Source organism: Flagellimonas profundi, assembly GCF_017313275.1.
GTDB lineage: Bacteria > Bacteroidota > Bacteroidia > Flavobacteriales > Flavobacteriaceae > Flagellimonas > Flagellimonas profundi.
The window spans coordinates 979,351-990,375 of record NZ_JAFLNM010000002.1; the positions used below are offsets into that span (position 1 = coordinate 979,351).

The window sequence follows — 11,025 nt, forward strand, 5'->3', positions numbered from 1 at the left end:
GAGGGCACGGTGGACCAGGCACAGCTGACCTTCACCAACGGTAACTGGGACACTCCGCAAACTGTTACAGTTACAGGAGAGGATGATTTTATCATTGATGGATCTCAAACATATAATATTACGGTAAGTATAAATGATACAGCTAGTAATGACTTTTTTGATGGATTGGCTAATCAAACGGTATCGGTGGAAAATGCTGATGATGATATAGCCGGTTTCACGATTGTTGAAGAGGGCGGTGCCACGGTGACCTCTGAGGTAGGTGCATCTGATACGTTTACGGTGGTATTAAATAGGCAACCCCCAGTTAACGATGTAATTTTAGATATTTCTTCTGGAGATACTGGAGAGGCAACTGTTTCTCCAGCAACTTTAACATTTACAACAGGCAATTGGGATACACCACAAGAAGTGACAGTAACAGGTGTGGACGATGCTATAGTTGATGGTCCACAAAACTTAAATATTACAGTTGATGTAAATGATGGTAGTGCAGTTTCCTATTTATTGGTTTCTTCCCAAACAGTTTCTGTCGTAAATACAGATAACGACAGTGCCTCCGTTACCATTACGGATGCTAATGGTGATGAGGATGATGGAGCTATCACGGTTTCAGCAACTTTAGATAATGCAGTGGATGGTGGTTTTACGGTTGAAGTGTCCACGACCAATGGTACAGCTATTGCTGGAATAGATTATACTCAAGTAAATGGATTGACACTCAATTTTGCCGGAAATGCAGGGGAAACACAAACTTTTGATGTGAACCCCATTGCAGATGCCTTAATTGAAGTAAATGAAACTTTGTCGGTTTCTATGGGTAATTTGGGTGGGACTTCTTTATCAGTGGATATTTTAGATACTGCTACAATTACCATCAATAACGATGACTCCTGTTTGGCAACCACATCCCCAGTCCTTAATGGTTTGGATACTGAATTCTGTGTAACCGCATTGGGGGATTTTAGTCAAAACCTTAACGATTATGTGGATACCACTCCGCCTGTTACTACAGAATTACGTTGGAGTACCAATTCCGATACTTCGGTGACTGGAGATTATTTAGCGAGCAATGTAGTAACCGCTGCAGGTACCTATTATGGATTTTTCTATGATCCTTTGAACAATTGTACCAGTCCAAATTCGGTTACCGTTACTTTGGTTGTGAACGAGGAGCCCAATGAAGGCAATACTAATGGTATTTCCGTCTGCAACACTACAGAAAGCGGGGGCACTACTATTATTGATTTGGATGATCGAATTACGGGTCAAGATTCGGGATTATGGACTGTGACCAGTGCACAAATAGGATCTTCTATAACTATCAATGCGAACAACATTATAAATTTTGATGGCCAACCCTTGGGAGATTATGTGTTTACCTATACAACGGATACTGCCCAGGCACCTTGTGTGGACCAGTCGGTGGATTTGACTATTACAGTCATCGATTGCTCACTTCCTTGTAATGCTGGGAACACGGCGCCCCAGTTTAATGGTACTGATACTACCATTGAATTTTGCGACGAAGTAAATGCGGATTTAAACGATTATTTGGTCAGTACAACAGCTCCTGCGGGCACAACTCTTACTTGGAGTACAAGTAATATCCCCACAGAAACTGGGGCACACTTGATCAGCAGCAATGTGGTGGAACCGGGAACCTACTATGGTTTCTATTATGATGCTGTGAACGATTGTGCAAGTCCTATATTACCCATAACCTTGGTTCGTAATTTTACACCTACGATTGATGTTGCCAGCGGAGATGCCAGCTGTGGTCCATCTATTTTGACGCTTACAGCGAGTGCTTCCATATCGGATGATAGCACGATTAACTATACCTGGTACGATGCTCCAACAGGGGGTGCTATTGTGGGAACCAACGCGACATTTACAACAAATACCTTATCCGAAACCACATCGTTTTATGTAACCGCTTCGGCCAATGGTTGTGAAACAGAGCGTGTGGAAGTTGTAGCCATAATCAATGCTGCACCTACTGCAGGTACACCTTCCAATACCGTGGCGTGCAATGTTGCGGGGGCTGGTGGTCCCAACGTTATTGATTTGGACGATTTGCTTATTGGGGCGGATGCCGGAACATGGTCCATTATCACGGACCCATCCAGTGGCACTTTGACCATTGGTTCGGATAACACAGTGGATTTTGTTGGATTGTCCAGCGGAAGTTATGTGTTTGAATATACTACAAATGTTGCGCAAGCACCTTGTACGGATTCCTCGGTACAGGTAACCATTTCGGTAAGTGATTGTGTTGTGGATACCGATGGTGATGGCCTAACGGACGGGGAAGAAGCTACTTTGGGTACTAGCCCCACTAATCCTGACACCGATGGTGATGGTTTGACGGATGGGGAAGAAGTATTGGTAGAGGATGATCCCGCTACCGAAGCTGTTCCTGAAAATGCTACAGATCCTTTGGATCCATGTGATCCATTCTTGACACCGGATTGTAACCCTGAGGATATTGATTTGGCCATTAGCAAAGAAGTGGATGATGAAGAAGTGTTACTGAACGAAGAGATAACATTTACGATTACTTTGGAAAACACTACCATGGATAACGTATTGGATATTGTGGTAAGTGATGTTTTGGATAGTGGATTTGAACTTTTGTCAAATACTCCTTCCAAAGGAACTTATGATCAAAATACGGGGGAATGGACTATTGATGCACTCGGTCCAGAAGAGGTAGTTACATTGGAGATAAGGGTGACTGTGATTGAAAGTGGAATATTGGAGAACACGGCAAGCTTGATTTCCTCCTTCCCGGCAGATGCTACGATTACCGATAACAATGCTTCCACAGTTCAAGTTCAAGTAAATCGAAGCCAATGTGAGGATCCAGGAACCATTTGTAACATCTTTTCACCTAATGGTGATGGTAAAAATGACCGTTTAATATTGGTTGATCATGAAGATTTTGAAAATAATTCACTTGAAGTATTTGACCGCTATGGAAACAGCGTTTTCCAAATGAATGGATACGATAGTTCATGGGATGGAACAGGAAAGAACGGACAGTTGCCCAAGGGCACGTATTTCTATATTCTAGATCTAAATGGTGATGGAACGAATGTGGTAAAAGGATGGATTCAAATTGTAAGGGATAATTAAAATGCCAGATAAAAAAGCTTTGCTAAAATACCGAATCGTTTTATTGATGTTGCTCATGGCCATGGGTCTTGTTCAGGCACAAAAGGAACCGCAATACACCCAGTACATGTACAATATCGGTAGTTTTAACCCCGCCTATGTAGGTACTGTTGAGACTCCTGAGATTATTGGATTGTACCGTGCACAGTGGGTGGATATCCCAGGAGCACCGACAACCATTCGTGGTGGTGCCAACATTCCTTTCAACAATGAAAAAATGGGACTGGGCATCAATATAGTGAGTGATCAATTGGGACCATCCACACAAACCTATTTTGATGTGGCCTACTCTTATGAAATTCAATTGTCCGACGATACCAAACTTTCTTTTGGTATGAATGCGGGTGGTTCTTCCCTCAATATTGATTATTCTAAAGGAACATTTTTCGATCCTTCAGACAACTCTATTTTGGGAGGTAATTATAGTAACTTCTATCCAACCGTAGGTGCAGGACTGTTTATGTACCACGAAGAAGAGTGGTATTTAGGGGTTTCAGCACCCAATTTTTTGACCAATGCCCTTTACAATGATGAAGTAGCCACCATTGTGGAAGACAATATGCAGTTCAACTTTATTGGAGGGTATGTGTTCGAGTTGGGAGAGCAGACCAAATTTAAACCGGCATTTTTATTGAATTACTTGGGCGGATCTCCGGTAACGGTCAACCTATCGGCCAATTTCCAGTTTATAGATGCATTGACTGTTGGAGCTTCTTACCGATTCGACAATGCTGTGAGCGGATTGGCAGGGTTCCAGATATCCAACGCTATGTTTATTGGATATTCCTACGATTATAATACCAATGGGCTGGGAGAATATAGCGGTGGCTCCCATGAAGCCATTTTAAAATTTTATATTGGAAGAGGCGGTTTTGGTTCCGGTAACAATAAATCAAAAAACAAGAAGTCAAAAAATAAAGGAAAGCAGATTGATTCCCCTAGATTTTTCTAACATGAACCATGTAAAAAAAATACAATTAACGTTATGTGCATCTCTTTTGGGCATGGTTTTCTGCTTTGCCCAAAAGAAACAATCCGATGGAGATGTTTTCTTTTTTCAGTATGAGTACCAAAAAGCAGTTGGTGCTTATGAAAAACAGCTTAACGAAGGAACTTTGACCAAACAACAGTTCTTAAACCTTGCGGACGCTTATTTTGAAACCAATAATTTTGAAAAAGCCTCCGAAGCGTACATGAAAATCTTTGATCAGGATACCTTGATGGATGCCCACCATTACAATAAAATGTTGCAAAGTCTTGCCAAAACTCCGGACTTTGAAGGAAAGGAGGACTTTTTGACCAGTATTTCCTCAACTTTCCCAAAAGAACTTATGGAGAACATTGAGTTCAATGAACAGTTAATGCAAAATGGTGCTGAGGGAAATCAGTTGGACTACGAGATCTTTAATTTGGAGGCCAATAGTCCACAAACGGATTTCGCTCCAAGTTTTTACAACAATAAGCTTTTGTTTTCCACAGCCCGTCAAGTAAATAAAAAACTACGGTACGAACCCGGTAACGAGGGGTATTTTAATATTTATGAATCGGAAATACAGCCATCTGGTCAAATTATGTCGTTGCATGTTTTTGAAGCCTTGGAAGATACCGATTATCATAAGGCCACACCATCCTATTCCTCAGCCTTGAACAGTGTGTTGTATGTGGTGTCCAATACCCAAAACGGGGAGCTTTCTTTTGATTCCAATGGTAAAAATGCCTTGTCCATAGCAAAGCAGACCATAGGAGGAAGCAATCAATTGTTGCTCAAAGATTTGAGTACCTCATTCTATTATCCTTTTTATGATGACGACAGTGGAAAACTTTATTTCTCCGCCGATTTTGAAGATGGCTATGGAGGAACGGACATTTACTTTGTGTATACCAACAATGGGCAGGTCATGTCCGCACCCATCAATTTGGGACCACGAATCAATTCATCGGGCAATGAAATAGCTCCCTTTATTTTCGAGAACAGCTTTTATTTTGCCTCCGATGTGTTCTACGGTCTCGGTGGAATGGATATTTACAAGGCAAATATGGAAGGGGACGATTTTGGAACCCCTATTAATCTAGGTGGCCAGATAAACTCTGAGTTTGATGATTTTGGGTTGATCATAAGAAACGAGGGAGAAGGACTCTTGGGGTATTTTGCCTCCAACCGTCCAGGAGGTAAAGGGAAGGACGATATTTATGGTTTTAAGGTGGATGAAAAACCTGGGCTCAATACTATCATCTTTAAAGGAGAAGTGGTCAATGCCAATAACCCGTCCAATGTGGTTGCAAACACTGTTGTTAGCCTTTGGGATATGAATGGCAATATGTTGGCTGAGACCATTTCGGACGAGGATGGGAAATATCGATTGGAAATTCCCATAGAGACCGAAGTGGTGATGGAAGCCACAAAAGAAAGATATTCAAGATACATTGAGCGATTCAATAAAGAAGAACTCGATGAATTACAAAACGGTTCCTTTGATATTGGAATAGCCTTGTACGATGATTTGGTGGAAGAACGGGAAGGCCAAAAGGTGGTGAAAATGGATGATTTTTATTTTGACACCAGTTCTACGCAATTAACCTTTGAAATTGAAAAAGAACTGAACAAGGTTGTCGATTTTATGAAAGCATTTCCCGAAGCGCAACTGCGAATAGAGACGTACACCGATAGTAGGGGAGGCAGTAGTACCAATTTTAGGTTAACCCAGGGGCGTTCGGATGCCATTAAAAGGTTTTTAGTGGATAATGGTGTTCCCGCCAACAGTATATTGTATTCCATTGGCTATGGCGAGGACAAAATATTGAACAATTGTACCAATGGGGTCTTCTGTTTGGAAACATTGCACAAACAAAACCAACGTTCTTTGGTGGTAGTGCTCAATGACAACGTACTCTTCGATTAACTTACATCATCAGTTCCCAGCAATAATATAAGGCAAATAGGGATAGAAAAACAATCCCGCTATACGTGAGTGCACGTAGGCCCATTTTTGGCCTATATTGTTCTGCAACATCGTTCCCTGTTACCGTTTTTAGGTTCATCCATCCTAAAAGTGGCGCAAAAACGAAAGATACAAAAGTGGCCAGCCCAACTAAATCCCCCATGTTTGCACTAAAAAGACTGATCACTATCCAATTGATCCAAGCCATGGCAATGACCATTAAGGCAAAGGCATGTTTTCTGTTGTAGATATTCTTTTTGGGGTAGAGTTTTTGAAGGACATCCAAACTTACCCTTGAGATGGCATCGTGTGCCGTCATACAAGTACTGAACATGGTCGCAAAAGCTGCTACGGCTATAAAAAAGTAGGCCCAATTTCCAATATGTGCAGTAAACAGATTGACCAATTGGTCGGCAAAAACTACCGAGTTGCCACTAAGTTCGGTTCCAGTGCCATATAACGTCATCCAGCCGATAATCATAAAGAACAAGGCCAAAACCGCCGTTAATATGTAGCCCACGTTAAATTCTTGGAGGGCAATTTTTAGTGTCGGCTTGTTCTTCATGGTTTTTAGGTTTTCCATGCCCCAGAGACTAACCCAGCCCGAGGCTTCTACCGCTGTCGGCATCCATCCAACGAGCCCTATTAGGAACAAAATGCCCACCTCATTAAAAATTTCAGGACGTTGATATGATGCTGCATGGGGCACCGGACCTTTTTGTAGCACCATTACAGTAGTGACCAGTAGGGCAATAAAAAGAATGGTGATCACTGCTTTTAAAGAATTTTCAAGAAACCGGTATTTACCTATGATCAATAGTAAACTGATAAAAACAAACAACCCCAAAGACACGATGCCGGCACCGACCGAAGTGACTTCAAACAGATTCATAAACAGTCCTGCCGTTACCACATAAAGCGCTGCCAAGATGGTAAAAGTGGAAATCAGGGTAACAAAGGCATATATCCACAAATATGTCTTGCCCAAATTGGTATATCCCTCAATCAAGCTTTTTTCCGTAACTGTGGTATACCGAATTCCAAACTCGAAAAAAGGATACTTCAATAAATTGGCCAAAATAATGGGAATCACCATAACCCATCCATATTGCGCCCCTGCTTTTGTGGACAGCACCAAGTGCGAGGTGCCAATGGCCATACTGGCAAACAATAGTCCAGGGCCAAGTGCTTTCAACAATGCCTTCATCTAGCTTGTTTGTTAATTTTGTGGCAGGAAGATATGTTTTTTTGTTGAAAGTTTTCAGGTTCATCCTGCCTTTGAATACGTTATTCTTTCCCCAAAAGCGATTTTTGAAACAACTTGAAAATACGGGTGTACTCGTCGGTCCAACTGCTCGGTTCCACAAAACCATGTCGTTCCACAGGATAAACGGCCATTTCCCAGTTTTCCTTCCCGAGTTCGATCAAGCGTTGGGAAAGCCGGACCATGTCCTGAAAATGAACATTATCGTCCACCATTCCGTGCAGAATCAAAAGGTCACCTTCCAATCCATCCGCAAAATAAATGGGTGAACTGCGTTTGTAAGCCAAACTGTCCGTAGCAGGGGTATTTAAGATCCTTGCCGTATACCCATGGTTGTAAGCTGCCCAATCCCCAACAGATCTGATCGCACCTCCTGCACTAAAGGTGTCCGGCGCATTGAACATGCCCATCAGCGTGATGAACCCGCCATAGGAACCTCCATAAATACCGATTTTATCTGTATCGATCCCATATTCATCCACTAACATTTTGGCGCCATCCACTTGATCGGACAAATCTTTGCCACCCATGTGCCTGTAAATTCCCGTACGCCAATCCCTGCCATAACCAGCACTTCCACGATAATCAATGTCTAGGACTGTATAACCGTTGTCCACCAAAAGATTGTGGAACATGTACTCCCTAAAATAGGAGCTCCACCACTTGTGTGCATTCTGCAAATACCCCGCCCCGTGTACAAAAATCACGGCCGCTTTGTTTTTTACAGAAGCCTCTGGTTGATACAGTCTAGCGTGAACTTCCGCACCATCCGATGCCTTGAACGTTATAATTTCAGGGTCTTTCCAATCATAATCATTGAAGTCATCGGTGTTGGACTTGGTAATTTGTTCTGCTTGGGTAGGTTCACCGATTTTTATGGGATTATCCTGAATATACAATTCGGTGGGCTTGTTGGAATACGAATAGAGAATTGCCATTTTATCCTCGTTCGGAGATAGCACTACATCATTTCTGCCAACCATGTTCGTCAATTTTTCCCATTTGCCGCCGTTTAAGGACATGGTGTAAAACTGACGGTCGCCTGGATGAGTTTTGTTCGATGTGAAATACCATCTGCTTTTATCTTTTGAGAGAGAAGTACCATAAATTTCAAACTCACCGGAAGTAAGGGCTTTTGCTTTTTTACTCCTTAGGTTCATGGTGTACAAATGGGAATATCCTGTTTTTTCGGACATGAACCAAATGCTTTTATCATCGGGCATCCATCCGAGGGAACCACCGCCCCATCTGCCTATGCCGGGACCAGCAATCCATGCTTCATCGTGTTGGCGGTCCAATTGTTCCACTTTGCCCGTTTTAGGGTCTAGCAACACGATCCATCTGTCTTTGTAATCGTTCGCTTGAATATCCAAAATGCCCTTGGAGCCATCGGCGTTCCATGTAGGCCCATTTATAAAACCGATACGGTCCTCGTTTTTATAGGGTTTGTCCGGATAGTCTTTGGTGTATTCCGGCACATAGTCCAGACCTTCCAGATTATCCAGGACCACAGGGTAGTTTTTTCGATTTTCCACATCATAAACAAACATTTCGTATTGTGTGGGCTCGTCTCCTACTTTGGAGCGGGTGTTCTGATCTTCGGTATAACCAGACTCGGTTACGAAATGCGGCACAATGGTTCCTTTGGAATTTGGACGGTCCATCAAAACATAGGTGATATAAGAACCTGAAGGGTTCATTTGAAGACTTATCACCCTTTTTCCCTTGGTTTCAATTTCCAAGGGTTCCAAAGATTCCAGCTTTTTTCTAATACTATCACCAGCATCACGTTTTGCTTTTCGTTCCTGCAAAACATCAAAAATATCCAATTGGTCTTGGTACAGCCATTCATTTTTAGTGTTGCGTTTGGGTGCTTTGTCCTTGGATTTTACAAACTGCGTTTTTTGCTCCAATAAGCCATTGGCTATGTTCCAAGTATAAAGCTCGCCACCTTTCACAAAAGCTATGCTTTTTCCATTATCGGTAAAATGGGGGTTGCTTTCCCGTTCTTGGGTTTTGGTTATGGGTTTGGGTTCGTAAGTGTCCAGGTCCAATAAAAAGATATTGCCATTTTTGGAGTAGACAGCCTTTGTTTTGGCTTGGTTATACGTCAACCTGGAAGAGGGGAGTGCATTTGCCTCTAAAAAACCTATTTTTTCTAAGTTTTTGTTGCTTATGGAATAAGCGTAGAGGGAATCACTTAGCGCCCCATCAGGATTCCAATCAAAATACAATGTTGATCCATCTGTGGACCAATAGGGGCTCGACGGTCTATGGCCAACAAAGTCATTGCCCTGCATAATATCCTTGATCTTTAATGCGGAGTTGTTTCCCTTTTGGGCCAGCAAGGAGTTGAAAGTGATTAGAAAAAGTACGGTAAGCGTAAAAAATCTTCCCATGATCATTAAAAGGTTTAAGATGGTTTGTTTTTCAAATATCGGCCATTTTAATGAGTTTCTAGGGTAGCTTTTTAAAAGGAAAAGTTGAAAAAGTATCCGTATTTATTTACAGAAAAGGTATCTTTAAAACGTATAAAATGTACATAGAATCAATACAGACATTTTTGAATTGGAGGTAATGTATTGATTTAAAACTATTTAAACTAAACCAAACTGATATCAATGCAAATTATTGAAAATTCCACGGTTTACGATGCCATTATTGTGGGTTCGGGAGCAGGGGGCGGTATGGCCGCCAAAGTGCTTTCGGAGTCTGGGCTCAAAGTTGCCGTTGTAGAGGCTGGACCATTTTTTGACCCGGCGAAGCCAGAATACCAGACCCAATTAAAATGGCCTTACCAAAGTCCACGTAGGGGAGCCAGTACACGTTTCCGACCTTTTGGCGATTTTGATGCCGCTTATGGCGGATGGGATATTGAAGGAGAGCCCTATACCCAAAAGGATGGGACCCAATTCGAGTGGTTCCGTTCGAGAATGCTGGGAGGTAGGACCAACCATTGGGGACGGATCTCCCTTCGTTTTGGCCCCAAGGACTTTAAGCACAAAGATGTGGATGGTCACGGCGATAACTGGCCGATAAGTTATGAGGATGTAAAGCCGTACTACGATAAGGTGGACAAGATGATCGGAGTATTTGGAACCAATGAAGGGTTGCCCAATGATCCCGATGGGTTCTTCTTGCCACCGCCAAAGCCAAGGTTGCATGAGCTTTTCTATATCAAAGGGGCACGGAAGAGCAATATACCGGTATACCCATCCAGAATGTCGATGCTGACCAAAAAGATAAACGAAGATCGTGGTGTTTGTTTTTACTGCGGACAATGTAACCGAGCCTGTCAGGTATATGCCGATTTCTCCGCAGGGACGTGTTTGATCTTCCCCGCGCAGAAGAACGGTGGACAGATCGACCTGTTCGTCAACTGCATGGTGCGTGAAGTGACCACCGATGATGAGGGAAGGGCCACAGGTGTTTCCTATATCAATAAAGAAGACAGGAAAGAATATCAGTTAAAAGGGAAAGTCGTGGTTCTGGGAGCTTCCGCTTGTAGTACCGCACGAATCCTATTGAATTCCAAGAGCAAGCAGCACCCAAATGGATTGGGCAACAGCAGCGATATTGTTGGGAAGTACCTTCACGATTCCACCGGTGCGGACAGAGCTGCCTTTGTTCCCGATCTAATGA

The 11,025-nt window shown here is 42.6% G+C and carries 6 protein-coding genes; 4 read left to right on the forward strand and 2 right to left on the reverse strand.

Annotated elements, in window-relative coordinates; all coding sequences use genetic code 11:
- The 3 genes from J0654_RS13320 to J0654_RS13330 form a co-directional block, all read left to right on the forward strand.
- Nucleotides 1-3,141, forward strand: a 3,141-nt coding sequence (locus J0654_RS13320; protein WP_207029573.1) for a T9SS type B sorting domain-containing protein, incomplete at its 5' end; no start/stop codon positions are given.
- A 1-nt stretch (nucleotide 3,142) separates the two neighbouring features.
- Complete coding sequence (locus J0654_RS13325; RefSeq protein ID WP_237685992.1) at nucleotides 3,143-4,132, forward strand: PorP/SprF family type IX secretion system membrane protein; 990 nt, start codon at nucleotides 3,143-3,145, stop codon at nucleotides 4,130-4,132.
- A 1-nt stretch (nucleotide 4,133) separates the two neighbouring features.
- Nucleotides 4,134-6,080 (forward strand): OmpA family protein, encoded by a 1,947-nt coding sequence (locus J0654_RS13330; protein WP_207029574.1) that lies wholly within the window; start codon nucleotides 4,134-4,136, stop codon nucleotides 6,078-6,080.
- A gap of 1 nt (nucleotide 6,081) precedes the next feature.
- Here J0654_RS13330 and J0654_RS13335 read toward each other — a convergent pair whose 3' ends face one another.
- Both J0654_RS13335 and J0654_RS13340 read right to left on the reverse strand, forming a co-directional pair.
- Complete coding sequence (locus J0654_RS13335) at nucleotides 6,082-7,326, reverse strand: NRAMP family divalent metal transporter (protein ID WP_207029575.1); 1,245 nt, start codon at nucleotides 7,324-7,326, stop codon at nucleotides 6,082-6,084.
- Nucleotides 7,327-7,406: 80 nt separating this feature from the next.
- Entirely contained in the window at nucleotides 7,407-9,782 is a 2,376-nt protein-coding gene (locus tag J0654_RS13340) for a prolyl oligopeptidase family serine peptidase (RefSeq protein ID WP_207029576.1), read from the reverse strand.
- A gap of 222 nt (nucleotides 9,783-10,004) precedes the next feature.
- Here J0654_RS13340 and J0654_RS13345 point away from each other — a divergent pair.
- The coding region (locus J0654_RS13345) for a GMC family oxidoreductase N-terminal domain-containing protein (RefSeq protein WP_207029577.1) at nucleotides 10,005-11,025 on the forward strand (1,021 nt) is incomplete at its 3' end.